This is a genomic window from Paracoccus sp. (in: a-proteobacteria) (assembly GCF_047973135.1).
GTDB lineage: Bacteria > Pseudomonadota > Alphaproteobacteria > Rhodobacterales > Rhodobacteraceae > Paracoccus.
In genome coordinates this window covers 1-16,608 of sequence record NZ_JBKEBL010000151.1, presented here as the reverse complement: position 1 = coordinate 16,608, position 16,608 = coordinate 1, and the positions used below count along the sequence as shown (strand labels likewise).

Here is a 16,608-nt window from a genome sequence, read left to right as displayed (position 1 = left end):
TGGGCGCATGCCAGGCGCAAGCTGAAGGAGGTCTTCGACCGCGATGGCTCAGAGATTGCCGCCGAGGGCCTGCGTCAGATCGCCGAAATCTATGCCGTCGAGGCCGACATCCGCGGCATCTCGCCCGGCCAGCGCCTGTCCGCCCGTCAGGCTCGCACTGTGCCGCTGGTGGCAGCCTTCGGCGAATGGCTACAGGCGCAGCGTCGGAAAATCTCCGCCAAATCCCGGCTGGGCGAAAAGCTGACCTACATCCATAACCAATGGGACGGCTTGCAGACCTTCCTGACCGACGGCCGCGTCGAGAACGACTCCAACAGAGTCGAAAACCTGATCCGACCCATCGCCCTCAATCGCAAGAACGCCCTCTTCGCCGGTCACGACGAAGGTGGTGTCGCATGGGGCCGCATCGCGTCCCTCATCGAGACCTGCAAAATCAACGGGGTCGAACCCTTCGCCTACCTCAAGGCCACGCTCACCGCCATCGCCAACGGTCATCCACAAAGCCGCCTCGACGACCTCCTGCCATGGAGCTTCAAGCCGTCAAGCTAAGACGATCGTGATGACCTGCGAACGCTTACGTTGAGGCGAGTTCTTTGAAACCCGCAATCGGCTTCCATCCGTCATGATCACCCCATAGGCGCACGGGACAGACCGCAAGTCCTCGGCCTGCCAATGACAACGCCACGTCGACGTTAGCCATTGGTCGCGGCGTTCGCTCGAACAGGTCGCTTGGGGCGATTCCGCTTGCTGCCTGTGCGGGCAGGAAGCCTACGAACAAATCGCTCAGATCGGTATCAGTTTGACCTTGAAAAGGTCAGCATTGCTGCTATATTCTACCACAGTAAGCTCCAAAATGGGTCATCGGGTTGCGTCCCCGGTGGCCCTGTTCTTCTTTGGCGGCAGAATTGAACAGGATCACAAGCGCGACGATACACGGTAAGTGTGATTCTCGCAAGCATTTGATGTTTCACACAAAATGTGAAAATCTGTAGGAAGGATTCAGACAAGTCAGTGGCTGACTTTTCGCGGCGGCTTCGATATGCTTACTCCACCATTCGAGCATTCCTTTCCGTTTGGGCAGAACTTGCGCGCATCGCAGGACCGTTGCTCCTTGTCTCTCGGTCGATGAATTACGGCGCATCTAAAGGCCCAAGAGGTCCGAAAGATCGGTATCGCTTACAGTTTCTGTTGCTGCACCCTGTTTGGTTGCGGGCATTGGTCGCCCCACCCCCTCGAATTCATCCAGCGCGTCGCTCCACCATTGCAACATGCGAGTGCGTTCTTCCAGATATAACGCGGCGTTGTAGGCGGAACGCACAGAGTCACGCGGCACATGGGCAAGCTGGCGTTCAATGGCGTCTGCCCGCCAGAGTTCCGACTCGTTGAGAATGGTGGAAGCGGTCGAGCGAAAACCGTGCGTCGTGGCGCGGCTATGGTAGCCCATGCGGTATAGGGCAAAGAGCATGGTGTTTTCGCTCATGGGCTTGCCGCGTGACCCTTCGGCTATCCATTCGGATGTGCCTGCCAGCGCCTTCAGCCGTTCCAGGATCGCCTTGGCCTGCCGGGACAGGGGAATGATGTGGTCGCGCCCCGCCTTCATCCTGTCAGCCGGGATGCGCCACAGATCGCCCTCGATTTCCGCCCAGCGCCCGAAACGAACTTCGTTCGTCCGGGTCATGGTGTGGATTAGCAATTCGAGCGCCAGAGCGGTCTTGGGGTCGCCGTCGAATGCGCGCAGCTGCTGCATGAAGGTTGGCATGTCAGCGGCCCTCAGAGCGGCCATGTGGCGCGTCTTGGGTGGGGGCTTCAGGGCACCCTTCAGGTTGGCGGCAGGGTCATGCTTAGCCCGTCCCGTGGCGATGGCATAGCGGAAGATTGAACTGATCTTCTGGCGCAGCCGCTTGGCGATGTCCTGCGCCCCGCGCGCCTCCACGGCCCGCAGCACCTTCAGCACCTCGCTGGCCTCGATTTCGTCGACGGGTCGGTTACCAAGCGCTGGGAACACGTCGCGTTCGAACTGGCGAAAGACCTGCGGTGCATACTTGGGTGCCCATGTCGGTTCTTGCGCCTTCAGCCATTCGCGCCCGATTGCCTCAAATGTATCGTGGTCCGTCTTGTCGATGTTGGTATGCTTCGCCGGGTCGATACCATCCGCCAGCGCCTTCTTGGCGCGGTCCCGCAGCGCGCGGGCGTCGGCCAGCGAAACCGTGGGGTAGGCCCCGAATGCAAGGGTCTTTTGCTTGCCGTCAAAGCGGTATGCCAAGCGCCAGAGCTTCGATCCATTCGGGTTGACCAACAGGAACAGGCCCCCGCCGTCGCTGTATTTCTTGGGTTTTGCCTGGGGCTTCAGGCCCCGCAGGGTTGTGTCGACCAATGCCATGAGTCACCTGTTGGTATCACGTAAGAATCCGATACCAGCATTTGATACCAACATCGCAGAGATGCATAGAGACGCATCTGGACGCATGGATATTAGGATCATTGATTTATAACGATTTTCCAAGGCAGAAAATCTGTTGTGGCGCATCTCACGGGAAGGTTGGCAGCCCGTAGGGGAATCGAACCCCTCTTTCCAGGTTGAAAACCTGGCGTCCTAACCGATAGACGAACGGGCCACTTTTCGCTGTGCCGGTCTGTCCGGCGGCGTGGGCGGTGTTTAGGCGAGGGCGGTGCGGGGTGCAAGGGGGAAAATTCGGGCGTGGGCCGATTTTTTCGACGGCTTGTCAGCCCGTCGGAATTCCGGCCAGAATCAGCCAGGCGGGCAGGGTCAGCGCGGCCAGGACCGTTTGCCAGGTGAACATGTCGGCGTAGAATTCCGCATCGCCTCCCATCTGCCGGGCGAGGATGTAACCGACCGAAGATCCCGGCGCAGCGGTCAGCAGCAGGCCCGAGGCGATCTGGCCGCCGGGAAGGGACATGGCCAGCGCAATCAGCAGGAACAACAGCGGGCACATGGCCAGCCGCATCACCACGCCGATCCAGACGGCGGGGTTATGCTGCCACAGGCGCCTGATCTCGATTCCGGCGCCGACAGACATCAGCCCCACTGCCAGCGCGCCCTGTCCCAGCCAGTCCAGCGGTGACACCACCCAGACGGGCAGGTTCACGTTGCCGATATTCAGGGCCAGCCCCGCCGCACAGCCCAGGACCAGCGGGTTGCGGATCACCTCGGCCAGGATCCGGCGGGTGCTGGCGGCACGACCGGGGCGCGGGGCGGAACGGTCGTCCTCGGGGGGGAACATGGTCAGGGCGACGATGGCCGAGACGTTGAACACCGGGATCAGAAAGGCCATCGCCACCGCCAGATCGCTGAGCGCCTGCGGACCCAGCCCCTGCGCCGCAACAGCCAGCACCAGCAGCGAATTGAACCGCATCGCCCCCTGAAACATCGAGGTGAAGCGCGGATTGTTCAGCCGCAGCGGCCCGCGCGTCAGGATCGCTGCCAGCCCCGTCGCCCCGAAGGCCAGCGAGATGGCGGCGATATAGGGGCCAAGGGCACCCATTGACAGTTCGGACCGGTAGACCGAGGTCAGCAGGATCGCGGGGAACATCAGGCGAAAGCCCAGTTGCTCGACCCCCGGCCAGTTCTGCGGGGCGATGATGTTCCATCGGCGGGCGGCATATCCCAGGGCGACCAGCGCGATCACCGGCAGGATCGAGAGGGCGGCTTGCATCGGCGTCTCCGTCATCGTCGGGCGCGGCCCGCTTGCGGCCCCGCGCACAGACTTGTAAACCGCGCGCAAGCGAAAGGAAAAGCCATGTCGATCACCCAGGACGAGGCCCGCAAGGTCGCGCATCTCGCGCGGATCGCGGTCGAGGACGAGGCGCTGCCCGCGCTTGCGCGCGAGCTGAGCGGCATCCTGCAATTCATGGAGCAGTTGAATGAAGTGGATGTCGAAGGCGTCGAGCCGATGACCGGTGTGACGCCGATGCGCCTCAAGCGGCGCGAGGATGTCGTGACTGCGGGCGGCATTCAGGACCGGATCCTGGCCAATGCGCCCGACGCGCGCGAAGGGTTCTTTGCCGTCCCGAAGGTGGTGGAATGAGCGATCTGAACGAATTGACCATCGCCGACGCGCGTGACGCACTGGTCGGGGGCGATGTAACCGCCGTCGAGCTGACCGAGGCATGCCTTGCTGCGATCGAGGGGGCCGGGGCGCTGAATGCCTTTGTGCACAACACGCCGGACATGGCGCGGCGCATGGCGGCGGATGCCGACCGGCGGATCAAGGCCGGAGAGGCGGTTGCGATGACCGGGATTCCGGTCGGCGTGAAGGATCTGTTCTGCGTGCAGGGCGTGCCCTCGCAGGCGGCAAGCCGCATTCTTGAGGGGTTCCGGCCCGAATATGAATCGGCGGTGACGCAGAACCTGTGGGATGCCGGTGCGGTCATGCTGGGCAAGCTGAACATGGACGAGTTCGGCATGGGTTCGTCCACCGAGCACAGCACCTATGGCGCGACCGTCAATCCGTGGCGGGCGGCGGATGGTGTCAGCCGAACGGCGGGCGGATCCTCGGGCGGGTCGGCAGCGGCGGTGGCGGCGGGGTTGTGCCTTGGTGCGACGGCGACGGATACCGGCGGCTCGATCCGCCAGCCCGCGTCCTTTACGGGCACGGTCGGGTTGCGTCCTACCTATGGCCGGGTCAGCCGCTGGGGGGTGATCGCCTATGCCTCGTCGCTGGATCAGGCCGGGCCGATCACGACAACCGTGCGCGACGCGGCGATCATGCTGGGGGCGATGGCCTCGGTCGATGACAGGGATTCGACCAGCGCCGATATTCCGGTGCCCGACTATGAGGCCGCGCTGACAGGCGACATTCGCGGCAAAAAGATCGGCATCCCGCGCGAATACCGCGTCGATGGCATGCCGGACGAGATCGCGGCGCTGTGGCAGAAAGGTGCTGACATGCTGCGCGACGCGGGGGCCGAAATTGTCGATATCAGCCTGCCGCATACGAAATATGCGCTGCCGGCCTATTACGTGATCGCGCCGGCCGAGGCATCGTCGAATCTGGCCCGTTATGATGGGGTGCGTTACGGGCGGCGGGCAAGGCTGGGTCAGGGCGACGGTATCGTCGGGATGTATGAAAAGACCCGCGCCGAAGGGTTCGGCCCCGAGGTTCAGCGCCGTATCATGATCGGCACCTATGTGCTGTCGGCGGGCTTTTACGACGCCTATTACAACCGCGCCCGCAAGGTCCGCGCGTTGATCAAGCGCGATTTCGACAATGCCTATGCCGATGGCATCGACGCGATCCTGGCACCGACCACGCCTTCCGCTGCCTTCGCCCTTGGGGCGATGGATGATGCCGATCCGGTGAAGATGTATCTGAACGACGTCTTTACGGTGACGCTGAATCTGGCGGGGCTGCCGGGAATCTCGGTTCCGGTGGGGCTGGACAAGCAGGGGTTGCCGCTGGGTCTGCAACTGATCGGGCGGCCTTTCGCCGAGGGCGATCTGCTGAATCAGGCCATGGTTCTGGAAAGCGCCGCAGGATTTCTGGCCAAGCCTGAACGCTGGTGGTAGGCTTTCCTGCGAAAAGGTTATTCGAGCGAGGGGTATTCGATGCGCGGCTGGATGTTGATTGCGGTGCTTGGCTTGGCCGCCTGCGGCGAGAATCAGGGCTGGAACCCGAATTACATGTGGGATTCGGGGCGCTATTCCGATTACCGGGTCCAGCGGGAACTGGCACTGGTCAATAATGGCGCTTCGCCCGAGGTTATTCCCGTCGTGCTGCCGACACAGGCACCTACGGGGGCCGATATCGCCGGAACGACGCCTGTTGCCGCTCCGCCCAGCAAGGGGCTTGTGGTGGGCGCGGATGGTCGCGCCACGCGCATTCAGCCCAAGGTTGCCGCGCCAAAGTCTGGCCAGCCGACTGAACTGGTTCCGCCGGAATTGCAGGGTACGGATGGTTACGGTGCGGGAACGGGCCGCGCCGCCTCGCCCCGACTATAGTGTGACGAAAATCCGTGATCCGGGCCGGGGGGATTATCCCTCGCCCAATCATGGCGACCGGCGCGGGCAGCGGCCGGAACTGATCGTTTTGCACTATACGGGCATGGCCAGCGCCACGGCGGCGCGGGAACGGTTGTGCGATCCGCTGGCCGAGGTCAGCGCGCATTGGCTGGTGTCCGAGGATGGACGGACCGAGGCGTTGGTCCCCGAGGGCCGTCGCGCATGGCATGCGGGGGCAGGGGCTTGGCAGGGGCGCGAGGATGTGAATTCGCGCAGCATCGGCATCGAGATCGTCAATCCCGGCGACCGGCCCTTTCCCGCGCGGCAGATGGATGCGGTGGCTGTGCTGGTGGCGCAGATCATGGCGCGTTGGCGAATCGGGCCGGCGGGGGTGATAGGTCATTCCGACATGGCCCCTGACCGCAAGTCCGATCCCGGTCCGCGCTTCGACTGGGAGGGGTTGGCACGTCAGGGTCTGGCCCTGTGGCCCTGTGCCACGCCCAGGGAATTACCGCTGGAGGCCAGTCTGGACGCCATCGGCTATCCCGCTGCCGATCCAGCAATCCGCCTTGCGGCTTTTCGCTTGCGCTTCCGGCCCTGGGCTCAGGGTGGGGAATGCGGGCAGGACCGCCGGGTCGCTGCCGCTGCGGCAACTTTATTCGCTGCTGCCCCGCGCGGATGAGTCGCGATCCCTTTGCTGCGGAAAATGTCCTGTTGGTGTCCGATTGTGAGCAAGAAATGTCGGAAACGGTGTTGATATTGCTTGGCTACGGCGTTTAACCTTGGCTGGCGCTGAACGATAATACAATATAGGGAGAGCGCCCATTGCTGGACAACAGTTCCGGTGACGCATTCGTTGCGTTTGAACACGTGCAGAAAAGCTATGACGGCCAGATTCTTGTCGTCAAAGACCTTAACCTGACGATCAGCAAGGGCGAATTTCTGACCATGCTGGGACCGTCCGGGTCCGGTAAGACAACCTGCCTGATGATGCTGGCCGGGTTCGAGACCGCGACTCATGGAGAGATTCGGCTGGATGGCCGCCCGATCAATCAGGTACCCCCGCATAAACGCGGTATCGGCATGGTGTTTCAGAACTATGCCCTGTTCCCGCATATGACCGTGGGCGAGAACCTGTCCTTTCCGCTGGAAGTGCGTGGGATGGGCAAATCTGAACGGGCCGGGCGGGTCAAGCGCGCGCTCGACATGGTGCAGATGGGTGCCTTTGCCAACCGCCGCCCGGCGCAACTGTCCGGTGGTCAGCAGCAGCGCATCGCGCTGGCCCGCGCGCTGGTCTTTGACCCGCAGCTTGTGCTGATGGACGAACCACTTGGCGCGCTGGACAAACAATTGCGTGAGCATATGCAGTTCGAGATCAAGCATCTGCACGAACAGCTTGGAATCACGGTTGTTTACGTGACCCATGATCAGGGCGAGGCGCTGACCATGTCCGACCGGATCGCGGTGTTCAACGATGGCCGCATCCAGCAGCTTGCTTCGCCCAGCCAGCTTTACGAACAGCCTGAAAACAGTTTCGTCGCCGGATTCATCGGTGAAAACAATGCGCTGCCGGGGACCATCGAAAAGCTGCACGACGACAGCGCGCTGGTCAGGCTGGCCAATGGCGAGGTGATCGACGCCACGCCGGTCAATATCCGCGAAGTCGGGCAGCAAACCACCGTGTCGATCCGGCCCGAACGCGTAGAGTTCAAGGCCGAACTGATGCCTGCGGGCGCGCATACGGTCGAGGCCGAGGTGCTGGAGGTCGTTTATATGGGCGACATCCTGCGGACCCGGCTGCGCGTCGCGGGCAGCGATTCGTTCGTGATGAAATATCGCAACACGATCGGGCAGACGCGGTTGTCGGCGGGTCAGAAAATCCGCATCGGCTGGCACCCGCAGGATGCGCGCGCGCTGGACCGGATATGAACCCGCGCGGCCGACGCCGTACCGGCTGGCTGCTTTCGGGTTGCTTTCAGAGTATGATGAGTCTGAGCACGAAGGAGCTTTGAATGAAAAGACTACTGACACTTTCCACGGCCATGGCGTTGTTGTCCACGCCGGTTCTGGCGGATGTGAACCTGCTGTCCTGGGGCGGTGCCTATGGCAACAGCCATCTGGAAGCCTATGTGAAGCCCTTCGAGGCCGAAACCGGTATCAAGGTCGTCATGGCCGATTCCGACAATCCGGCCACGCCGATCAAGGCCATGGTCGAGGCGGGCAACGTGTCCTCGGATGTCGCCTCGGTCGAATATGCCGACGCGGTGCGTCTGTGCGACGAGGGGCTGTTGGAAACCATCGACGCCTCGATATTGACCCCGGCTGATGACGGCACGCCCGCGACCGATGATTTCATCGACGGCGCGATCACCGATTGCTTTGTGGGCACCGATGTCTATTCGATGGTACTGGCCTTCGACGACAGCAAATTCCCCGATGCCAAGCCCGCGACGCCTGCCGATTTCTTCGATCTTGAGAAATTCCCCGGCAAGCGCACCATGCGCAAGGGCGCGAAATTCAATCTTGAACTGGCGCTGATGGCCGATGGCGTTCCCGTCGATCAGATCTATGAGGTTCTGGGCACGCCCGAGGGGGTGGACCGCGCCTTTGCCAAGCTGGACAGCATCAAGTCTGATGTGATCTGGTGGGAAGCCGGCGCGCAGCCCCCGCAATTGCTTGCCGATGGCGAGGTCACGATGGCCTTTGCTTTTAATGGCCGGATTTTCAATGCCGCGCATGACGAGGGCAAGCCGTTCAAGATCATCTGGGACGGCCAGATCTATGAGATGGAAGGCTGGGTTGTGCCAAAGGGCGCGCCGAACAAGGATGACGCGATGAAATTCGTCGCCTGGTCCACGTCGCCCAAGCCGCAGGCCCGCGCGGCGGAATTTATCAGCTATGGTCCTCCGCGCCGCTCGGCCGCCGCTCTGGTCGGCAATGTCGAGGGTTCGGATCAGCCGATGGGCCCGAACCTGCCGACCTATGATGCGAACATGACCAATGCGCTTGGTTCGAACCTGGATTTCTGGGTCGATCACGACGCTGAACTGAATGAACGTTTCAATGGCTGGCTTGCCGGCTGATGAAAGTGCGGGCGGGGTTGGCCCCGTCCGCATGCCGCCGGTTCGTCCCTGGCGAGCCGGAAAAGCACCGGTTGCAATTTCCGGTCATTCCAACAGGAGTCCAAGAATGAGAAAAACACTGATCCTGACCACCGCATTCGCCGGTATCGCTTCGGTCGCGCTGGCTGATGGCGAGGTCAATGTCGTGTCCTGGGGCGGTGCCTACGAGGTGTCCCAGGTCGAGGCGTATAACAAGCCCTTCTCGGATAAGACCGGCATCAAGGTCAACATGCTCGCCGCAGACGACCCGGCCACGCCGCTGAAAGCGCAGATCGAGGCGAATAACATCACTGGCGATGTGTTCGACATCACAGTGTCGGACGCGATCCGCCTGTGCGACGAGGGGGCGCTGCTTGAAATCAATCCCGACGACCTGCCCGCCGCGCCCGACGGCACCCCCGCATCCGAGGATTTCATTGATGGCGCGTTGCAGGAATGCGCGGTTGCCAATATCTTCTGGGGCACCGCCATCGCCTATGACACGACGAAATACGGGGACAATCCGCCGATGACGGCAGCGGATTTTTTTGATCTGGAAAAGTTCCCCGGCAAGCGCGGCCTGCCCAAGTCCCCAAAGCGCACGCTGTATCTGGCGCTGATCGCCGATGGCGTCCCCGCCGATCAGATCTATGACAAGCTCAACACGCCCGAGGGCGTGGATCAGGCATTCGCCAAGCTGGACACGATCAAGAAGGATGTCGTCTGGTGGGAGGCCGGCGCGCAGCCCGTGCAACTGCTGGCCGATGGCGAGGTCGTGATGACGACCGGCTATAACGGTCGTTTCTTCGACGCCATTGTCGGCGAGGGCAAACCCTTCCAGATGATCTGGGACGGTCAGTACCTGGACGTGGATGTGTTTGCCATTCCCAAAGGTGCGCCCAACCCCGAGGCCGCGATGGAATACCTGAAATTCGCCACCGATACGCAGCGGCTGGCCGATCAGGCGAAATACATCGCCTATGGTCCGGCACGGAAATCCTCGGCTGCTCTGGTCGGGCTGTACAAGGACGGCAAGACCGAAATGGCACCGCATATGCCAACCAATCCCGAGAATTTGAAATCCGCCGTGATGGACGATGCGGAATTCTGGGCCGACCACGATGCCGAACTGTCCGAGCAGTTCAATAGCTGGCTGGCCGCCTCCTGACGCGTAACGCTGCCGCCTCGCAGATGCGGGGCGGCGGCTTCAGACGACCGGGGATTTCATGGCGAACGCTTCCGATCCGCTTGCAACCGATGCGCCGCTGACAACTGCCGACGGGCAGCCGCTGACCCGAGCCCTTGCGAAATCGCAGGCGCAGGCGCGGCGGCGGGCGTTTATGCTGGTGCTGCCTTTGCTGGCCTTTGTGCTGCTGACCTTTGTGTTTCCCATCGGGCAGATGTTGCAGCGGTCGTTCTATAATGACGGTTTTTCGAAAAACATGCCGCAGATCTCGGTCTGGTTCGCCGAACATCCGCGCGGCACCGAACCCGACGACGCGGCGTGGCAGGCGCTGGCCAATGACCTGACCGCTTCGGCCGGGGCGCGGACGATCGGGGTGGTGGGCACGCGGATCAACTATGATCTGGCGGGGACGCGGTCGCTGTTCACCTCGACCGGGCGCAAGGTCCGGGGCGGGGTCGAGCCGCCCTATCGCGACACGCTGCTCGGGATCAGCAAGGGCTGGGAAAACCCGGCGCTGTGGAACGCCATGCGCGAGGCGGCCTCGCCGGTGACGGGTAATTTCTACCTTGCCGCGCTGGACCGCACCCGCGCCGAAGATGGCAGCGTGCAGCAGGTACCGGAAAAGCAGCGTGTCTATATCATGCTGTTCATGCGCACCTTCTGGCTGTCGCTGCTGATCACCGGGCTGACATTTGTTCTGGGCTTTCCTGTGGCGCATCTGCTGGCGACACTGCCGATGCGGAAATCGAACCTGCTGATGATTCTTGTGCTGCTGCCCTTCTGGACCTCGTTGCTGGTCCGCACGACAAGCTGGATGGTGCTGCTGCAACAGCAGGGTGTGATCAACGACATTCTTGTCTGGCTGGGCGTGATCGGCAATGGCCAGCGGTTGCAGATGATCTATAACCAGACGGGCACGATCATCGCGATGACACATATCCTGCTGCCTTTCATGATCCTGCCGCTATATTCGGTGATGCGGACGATCAACCCGTCCTATGTGCGTGCCGCGCGCTCGCTTGGCGCAACAAGCTGGACCGCCTTTCGCCGGGTCTATTTCCCGCAGACCCTGCCGGGTCTGGGGGCAGGGGCGTTGCTGGTGTTCATTCTGGCCGTGGGCTATTACATCACCCCCGCGCTGGTCGGAGGATCGTCAGGGCAGCTTATCTCGAACATGATCGCGCTGCATATGACCGACACGCTGAACTGGTCCATGGCGGCGGCGCTGGCCGCGCTGCTTCTGGGTGCGGTTCTGGTCCTCTACTGGCTGTATGACAGGCTGGTGGGCATCGACAACCTGAAGCTGGGATAATCGACATGGCTGTTCCGTCCTATGCAAGCCCTCTGGAACGCGCCTGGCACTATGCCTATCTGACGATCTGCGCGTTGATCTTCTTTTTCCTGATCGCGCCGATCATCGTGATCATCCCGCTGTCTTTCAACGCGGAACCCTATTTCACCTTCACCGAAAAGATGCGGAGCCTTGACCCTGACGGGTACAGCCTGCGCTGGTATGACAGCCTGCTGACCTTTGGCATGGTCCATCCCGGTGCGCCGCGCGACGCGTCCTGGTGGGCCGATGCCTGGGCGAATGCGAAATGGGTCAAGGCGGCCAAGAACTCGATCATCATCGGGTTCTTTTCGACCATTCTGGCGACGGTTCTGGGCACGCTTGCTGCCCTTGGCCTGTCGCGCCCGGAAATGCCGTTTCGCCGGGCGATCATGGCGATCCTGATCTCGCCCATGATCGTGCCGCTGATCATTACCGCGACGGGAATGTTCTTCTTTTATTCGAACCCCTGCGAGCTGCTGACCTATTTCGGGCTGTCGGGCAATTGCGGGCGGCTGGCGGGCACCTATCTGGGGGTGATCCTGGCACATGCCACGCTGGGGATCCCGTTCGTGATCATTACCGTGACGGCCACGCTGGTGGGCTTTGATCAGTCGCTGAACCGGGCGGCGGCCAGCCTTGGGGCGAATCCGCGCACGACGTTTTTCCGCGTAACCATGCCGCTGATCCTGCCCGGCGTGATTTCGGGCGCGCTGTTCGCCTATGTAACCTCGTTCGACGAGGTGGTGGCGGTCCTGTTCATCGCCGGTCCCGATCAGCAGACCATTCCCCGGCAGATGTGGAACGGTATCCGCGAACAGATCAGCCCGGCCATTCTGGCGGTGGCGACGCTGCTGGTCGTGTTTTCGATCACGCTTTTGGCCACCGTCGAATTGCTGCGCCGCCGATCCGAACGGATCCGGGGTGTGACGCCCCGATGACTCCGCGGGAACTGGAAGACGAGGCTGCCCGTCCGCGCGCGCCGGACTATCCGGGTCTGTCGCCCGTGCAGCGCGCGCGGGGCCAGAGGCTGGCGCTGATCCACGACATGTATCGCGGCGAGATGGCGACGGTCGCGGAACTGCTGACACGGATCGAGGCCGGGCAGGACCGTTCTGCAAAGCTGGCCGGGGCGATAGAGGGGATGAACCTGACGCGCAACCTGTCGATGTTCGGAACGGTCTGCGGCCGGGAATGCGTCGTGTTGCAGGACCACCACAATATCGAGGAACAGTGGATGTTTCCCGCCCTGATGGACCGCGCCGACCCCCTTTTGCGACGGGTGATCGACCGGCTTGTGGCCGAACATCAGGTGATCCACGATCTGATCGGCGCGCTGCGCGAGGCGGCAATTGCACTGTTGCACGAGGGAACGGCTGATCAATTCGCGGAATGTGCAACGCGTTTTCGGGCGCTGGACCGGGCGATCCGGTCGCATTTCGGCTATGAAGAATCTGAACTTGCCGACGCGCTGGCCGCCCATGACATTCGTTTGTAGCGCCGGGGCACGAAGCCCGGACTCTGCGGGCGGTCACGACCGGCCGGGAAGGATGGAAACATGACTCCGGCGGCCCATGTGGCCACGGCCATCGGAATTCTTGATCAGGTTTTGCAGGGCGCACCGGCTGAACAGGCCCTGCTGCGCTGGTCGCGCGCCAGCCGCTTTGCCGGGTCTGGCGACCGCGCCGCAGTCCGCGATCTGGTCTTTCAGGCACTGCGTCGCCGCAACAGCCTTGCGTCGCTTGGCGGTGCGCTGAGCGGCAGGGGGCTGATGATCGGCCTCAGCCGCGACAACGGGCAGGATCCGGACACGGTTTTCACGGGCGAGGGCTACGCGCCCGCGCCCCTGACCCCAGCCGAGCGCGTTCCGGGCACTGGCACCGTGCCGGACATTCCCGATTGGATCGTCCCGTTGTGGCGCGCCTCTCTTGGTGCCGAGGCTGACCGGATCGCCGATGCGATGCGCGACCGTGCGCCGGTCTGGCTGCGCGTCAACGCGCTGCGCGGCGATACGGCCGAGGCGGTCGCGATGCTTGCCACGGACGGCATCGAGGTTCAGCCATCGCCGCAGCTTGCCACAGCGCTGCGCGTAAGCCGGGGCGAACGCCGCGTCAATGCCAGCCGCGCCTATCGCGAGGGGCTGGTCGAGTTGCAGGATCTGTCGCCGCAACTGGCCTGCGCCGCGCTGCCTTTGGCCGAAGGGGACAGGGTACTGGATTACTGCGCCGGCGGAGGCGGAAAATCCCTGGCCCTTGCCGCGCAACAGCCGCGCCTTCGGTTGTTCGCGCATGATGCCGACCCGTCGCGCATGTCGGATCTTCCGGTCCGGGCGCGGCGTGCCGGGGCGCGGATCGATCCCGTATCGCGCCCGCAGGGGCATTATCAGCTTGTCATTGCCGATGTGCCCTGTTCAGGGACAGGGACGTGGCGGCGTACGCCCGATGCGAAATGGCGCTTCGATGCGGCTGCGCTGGATCGTCTGCTGACAATACAGGCACGAATCTTGTCACAGGTGGCGCCGCTGGTCGCGCCCGACGGGTATTTGTGCTATATGACCTGCTCGTTTCTGCGGCCCGAAAATGACGCCCGGATCAGCGACTTTCTTGCTGAAAACCCCTCATTTTCTCAGGTTCAACGACATCTTTGGACTTCACTTTCCGCCAGTGACGGATTTTTCCTGTCGGTCTTGAAGAACAATCCCAAGTTGTAGTTTGATTTGTTCGTCCTTAACCTGATGTTAAAGGATCAGGGTCTAGGTCAGGGGCGTGAGATGGCGGAAAGGGCGATTCGCATGGCTTATCTGGACGATCACGGGCGGGTGCAGCGCGGTGCGTTGTCGGCTGTTCCCGTTCTGCTGCTGCCGACGCTGATCGGGGCTGCCATTTTGTTGATTTCTCCGGGAAATACGGGCGGCATGGTGGCGGTTCTGTTTTCGACCGTGGCGGTGGCGTGGTATCTGCTGGGTGGGGCCATCGCCCTGCGGCACGCGATGCAGAACCTGTCCGGCCGCCGCGCGCTTGCTGCCATTCGGGGCGAGGTTGCTGCGGCGCCCGAACCGATCTGGATCTGCGATGCGGACGGGCTGGTCCTGTATCAGAACGAACCGGCAAGCAACGAATTTGGCGATGTTCTGGGGGTTGGCATCGTCTCGCTTCTGTCGCGGCTGCGCGCGGATGCGGCAGGCGCGCTGACCGACCTGTCCAACCGCGCCGCCTGCAACGGGTTTGCCGAACTTCAGCTTGCCAGCGGCGATGTACTGGCACTGAACCGCGCCTGCGATGCTCCGTTGCAGGTCTGGTCCTATCTGCGTCCGAGTGACGAGGCGAAGGAAATCCAGCTTGCCGCATCGCTGGACGGCGATCAGGATGACATGGATGATTTTGATCTGGTTCCTGTCGCGTTGCTGCGGGTGGCGGCGGACGGGCATGTCCGGCGCGCCAATGTTGCGGCGCGGAACCTGTTGGACGGTCGGCTGAGCGGCGACGCGCAGCCGCATCTGGGCAGCCTGCTGGAAGGCCCCGGTCGTCCCGTTGGCGACTGGATTGCCGATATCGTCGCCGGACGTGCCGACGGGCGGGCGGAAATGCTGCGCTTTCGCGGTGGCGAGGGGCGGGACCGCTATTTTCAGGTCACGCTGGCCGTCGATCCGTCGCTGCGCGGTTCGTTGCTTGCGGTTCTGACCGATGCCAGCGCCCTGAAAACGCTGGAGGCTCAATTCGTCCAAAGCCAGAAGATGCAGGCCATCGGGCAGTTGGCGGGCGGCGTCGCCCATGATTTCAACAACTTGCTGACCGCGATCAGCGGGCATTGCGATCTGCTGATGCTGCGGCATGACAAGAACGACCCGGATTTTGCCGATCTCGACCAGATCAGCCAGAACGCAAATCGTGCGGCTGCGCTGGTCGGGCAGTTGCTGGCCTTTTCGCGCAAGCAGACGCTGAAGCTGGAAACGCTGAGCCTGCGCGACACGCTGTCGGACCTGACGCATCTTCTGAACCGATTGGTCGGCGAACGCGTCGGCCTGACCATCACCCACGATGCCGCCCTGAAATCGATCCGCGCTGACAAGCGCCAGCTTGAACAGGTGATCATGAACCTTGTTGTCAATGCCCGCGATGCCATGCCCGAGGGTGGGGATATCTCGGTCCGTACCGAAAACCTGCACCTGTCCCAGCCGTTGCAGCAGGGCAGGGCCATGCTGGCACGCGGCGATTATGTCCGCATCGAGGTGCGTGACGAAGGTTGCGGGATCGAACCGAACAATCTTGAGAAGATTTTCGAACCATTTTACACGACCAAGCGGACAGGTGAAGGAACGGGTCTTGGGCTGTCAACGGCCTATGGTATCGTCAAACAGACCGGCGGTTATATTTTCTGTGAAAGCACGCCGGGAAAGGGAACCTGTTTTTCCCTGTATTTTCCTGCGTATGAGGGTGTAGCGGCGGCGCAATCGGCGGCCATGCCCGAAATCGAGGCGGATCGCCCTGCAACCATCCTGCTGGTCGAGGACGAGGCCCCGGTTCGTGCTTTCGCGGCCCGCGCGCTGAAGCTCAAGGGATACGACGTGCGCGAGGCTGACAGCGCCGAGGCGGCGCTGCACCTGCTGGCCGATGGGCGGCTGCATGTCGATGTGTTCGTGACCGATGTGGTCATGCCAGGAATGGATGGGCCAAGCTGGGTCAATTCGGCCCTGCAACACCGTCCCGGTACAAGAGTGATCTTCATGTCGGGCTATACCGAGGACATTTTTGGTGAAGGCCATGTTCCCGTGCCAAATTCGGTATTCTTGGCGAAACCCTTTACGCTGGTTGAACTGACGCAGACTGTGGCGCGGCAATTGATGACAGACAGCCTTCCACCGACGCTGCATTGAGGCGACGGGTCAGACAAGCGTTCGATACAGTGAGATGTCGTCGGCCATGGCCGCGCGCAGCCGGTGCTCGGCATCGGCGGTCAGGCTGACATCGACCGGCGGGGGCACGTTGATGCGGGGCAACTCGATCGCGCAGTCAAGCCGGTCTTCCAGAAAGCG

At 62.5% G+C, this 16,608-nt stretch carries 15 protein-coding genes and 1 tRNA gene; 13 read left to right on the top strand and 3 right to left on the bottom strand.

The window, feature by feature from the left end:
- On the top strand, positions 1-549 hold a 549-nt coding region (locus ACK5L9_RS11665), incomplete at its 5' end, for an IS66 family transposase (protein ID WP_416911635.1).
- 592 nt (positions 550-1,141) lie between these two features.
- On the opposite strand, the gene ACK5L9_RS11660 is transcribed toward ACK5L9_RS11665, so the two are convergent.
- From ACK5L9_RS11660 to ACK5L9_RS11650, 3 genes are all read right to left on the bottom strand, one after another.
- On the bottom strand, positions 1,142-2,380 hold the full coding sequence (locus ACK5L9_RS11660; RefSeq protein ID WP_416911634.1) for a tyrosine-type recombinase/integrase: 1,239 nt from the start codon (positions 2,378-2,380) through the stop codon (positions 1,142-1,144).
- A gap of 160 nt (positions 2,381-2,540) precedes the next feature.
- Positions 2,541-2,615: transfer RNA gene (locus tag ACK5L9_RS11655), tRNA-Glu, on the bottom strand.
- Between the two features lie 108 nt (positions 2,616-2,723).
- Positions 2,724-3,674, bottom strand: coding sequence for an AEC family transporter (locus tag ACK5L9_RS11650; RefSeq protein ID WP_416911633.1), 951 nt, complete (start codon positions 3,672-3,674; stop codon positions 2,724-2,726).
- A gap of 84 nt (positions 3,675-3,758) precedes the next feature.
- On the opposite strand from ACK5L9_RS11650, the gene gatC reads away from it, so the two are divergent.
- The 12 genes from gatC to ACK5L9_RS11590 all read left to right on the top strand — a co-directional run bounded on the left by gatC (position 3,759) and on the right by ACK5L9_RS11590 (position 16,449).
- Complete coding sequence (gene gatC, locus ACK5L9_RS11645) at positions 3,759-4,046, top strand: Asp-tRNA(Asn)/Glu-tRNA(Gln) amidotransferase subunit GatC (protein ID WP_416911631.1); 288 nt, start codon at positions 3,759-3,761, stop codon at positions 4,044-4,046.
- On the top strand, positions 4,043-5,527 hold the full coding sequence (gene gatA, locus ACK5L9_RS11640; protein WP_416911630.1) for an Asp-tRNA(Asn)/Glu-tRNA(Gln) amidotransferase subunit GatA: 1,485 nt from the start codon (positions 4,043-4,045) through the stop codon (positions 5,525-5,527). Before gatC ends, gatA begins: the two co-directional genes overlap by 4 nt.
- Positions 5,528-5,566: 39 nt before the next feature.
- Positions 5,567-5,959: a hypothetical protein gene (locus tag ACK5L9_RS11635; protein ID WP_416911629.1), complete on the top strand. Its 393-nt coding sequence runs from the start codon at positions 5,567-5,569 to the stop codon at positions 5,957-5,959.
- Positions 5,913-6,641: an N-acetylmuramoyl-L-alanine amidase gene (locus tag ACK5L9_RS11630; RefSeq protein WP_416911628.1), complete on the top strand. Its 729-nt coding sequence runs from the start codon at positions 5,913-5,915 to the stop codon at positions 6,639-6,641. Before ACK5L9_RS11635 ends, ACK5L9_RS11630 begins: the two co-directional genes overlap by 47 nt.
- Positions 6,642-6,784: 143 nt before the next feature.
- Positions 6,785-7,888: an ABC transporter ATP-binding protein gene (locus tag ACK5L9_RS11625; protein ID WP_416911627.1), complete on the top strand. Its 1,104-nt coding sequence runs from the start codon at positions 6,785-6,787 to the stop codon at positions 7,886-7,888.
- Between the two features lie 83 nt (positions 7,889-7,971).
- Positions 7,972-9,042, top strand: coding sequence for an ABC transporter substrate-binding protein (locus tag ACK5L9_RS11620; RefSeq protein ID WP_416911626.1), 1,071 nt, complete (start codon positions 7,972-7,974; stop codon positions 9,040-9,042).
- A 106-nt stretch (positions 9,043-9,148) separates the two neighbouring features.
- Positions 9,149-10,228: an ABC transporter substrate-binding protein gene (locus ACK5L9_RS11615; protein WP_416911625.1), complete on the top strand. Its 1,080-nt coding sequence runs from the start codon at positions 9,149-9,151 to the stop codon at positions 10,226-10,228.
- Positions 10,229-10,286: 58 nt separating this feature from the next.
- Positions 10,287-11,558, top strand: a complete 1,272-nt coding sequence (locus tag ACK5L9_RS11610; protein ID WP_416911624.1) for an ABC transporter permease — start codon at positions 10,287-10,289, stop codon at positions 11,556-11,558.
- 5 nt (positions 11,559-11,563) lie between these two features.
- Entirely contained in the window at positions 11,564-12,517 is a 954-nt protein-coding gene (locus tag ACK5L9_RS11605) for an ABC transporter permease (protein ID WP_416911623.1), read from the top strand.
- Positions 12,514-13,074 carry a hemerythrin domain-containing protein gene (locus ACK5L9_RS11600; protein ID WP_416911622.1) on the top strand — a complete coding sequence of 187 codons (561 nt, stop codon included), beginning with the start codon at positions 12,514-12,516 and terminating at the stop codon, positions 13,072-13,074. The genes ACK5L9_RS11605 and ACK5L9_RS11600 overlap by 4 nt, the downstream gene beginning before the upstream one ends.
- Before the next feature lie 60 nt (positions 13,075-13,134).
- Positions 13,135-14,286, top strand: a complete 1,152-nt coding sequence (locus tag ACK5L9_RS11595; protein ID WP_416911621.1) for an RsmB/NOP family class I SAM-dependent RNA methyltransferase — start codon at positions 13,135-13,137, stop codon at positions 14,284-14,286.
- Positions 14,287-14,367: 81 nt separating this feature from the next.
- A complete protein-coding gene (locus tag ACK5L9_RS11590; RefSeq protein ID WP_416911620.1) occupies positions 14,368-16,449 on the top strand; it encodes an ATP-binding protein in 2,082 nt (693 codons plus the stop codon).
- Positions 16,450-16,608: the final 159 nt, after the last annotated feature.

Excerpts from the sequence above, each read along its gene's own strand:
- ACK5L9_RS11660 (WP_416911634.1), bottom strand. The coding sequence starts at position 2,380 with ATGGCATTGGTCGACACAACCCTGCGGGGCCTGAAGCCCCAGGCAAAA.
- ACK5L9_RS11650 (WP_416911633.1), bottom strand. The coding sequence starts at position 3,674 with ATGCAAGCCGCCCTCTCGATCCTGCCGGTGATCGCGCTGGTCGCCCTG.
- gatC (WP_416911631.1), top strand. The coding sequence starts at position 3,759 with ATGTCGATCACCCAGGACGAGGCCCGCAAGGTCGCGCATCTCGCGCGG.
- gatA (WP_416911630.1), top strand. The coding sequence starts at position 4,043 with ATGAGCGATCTGAACGAATTGACCATCGCCGACGCGCGTGACGCACTG.
- ACK5L9_RS11635 (WP_416911629.1), top strand. The coding sequence starts at position 5,567 with ATGCGCGGCTGGATGTTGATTGCGGTGCTTGGCTTGGCCGCCTGCGGC.
- ACK5L9_RS11630 (WP_416911628.1), top strand. The coding sequence starts at position 5,913 with ATGGTTACGGTGCGGGAACGGGCCGCGCCGCCTCGCCCCGACTATAGT.
- ACK5L9_RS11620 (WP_416911626.1), top strand. The coding sequence starts at position 7,972 with ATGAAAAGACTACTGACACTTTCCACGGCCATGGCGTTGTTGTCCACG.
- ACK5L9_RS11615 (WP_416911625.1), top strand. The coding sequence starts at position 9,149 with ATGAGAAAAACACTGATCCTGACCACCGCATTCGCCGGTATCGCTTCG.
- ACK5L9_RS11610 (WP_416911624.1), top strand. The coding sequence starts at position 10,287 with ATGGCGAACGCTTCCGATCCGCTTGCAACCGATGCGCCGCTGACAACT.
- ACK5L9_RS11605 (WP_416911623.1), top strand. The coding sequence starts at position 11,564 with ATGGCTGTTCCGTCCTATGCAAGCCCTCTGGAACGCGCCTGGCACTAT.
- ACK5L9_RS11600 (WP_416911622.1), top strand. The coding sequence starts at position 12,514 with ATGACTCCGCGGGAACTGGAAGACGAGGCTGCCCGTCCGCGCGCGCCG.
- ACK5L9_RS11595 (WP_416911621.1), top strand. The coding sequence starts at position 13,135 with ATGACTCCGGCGGCCCATGTGGCCACGGCCATCGGAATTCTTGATCAG.
- ACK5L9_RS11590 (WP_416911620.1), top strand. The coding sequence starts at position 14,368 with ATGGCTTATCTGGACGATCACGGGCGGGTGCAGCGCGGTGCGTTGTCG.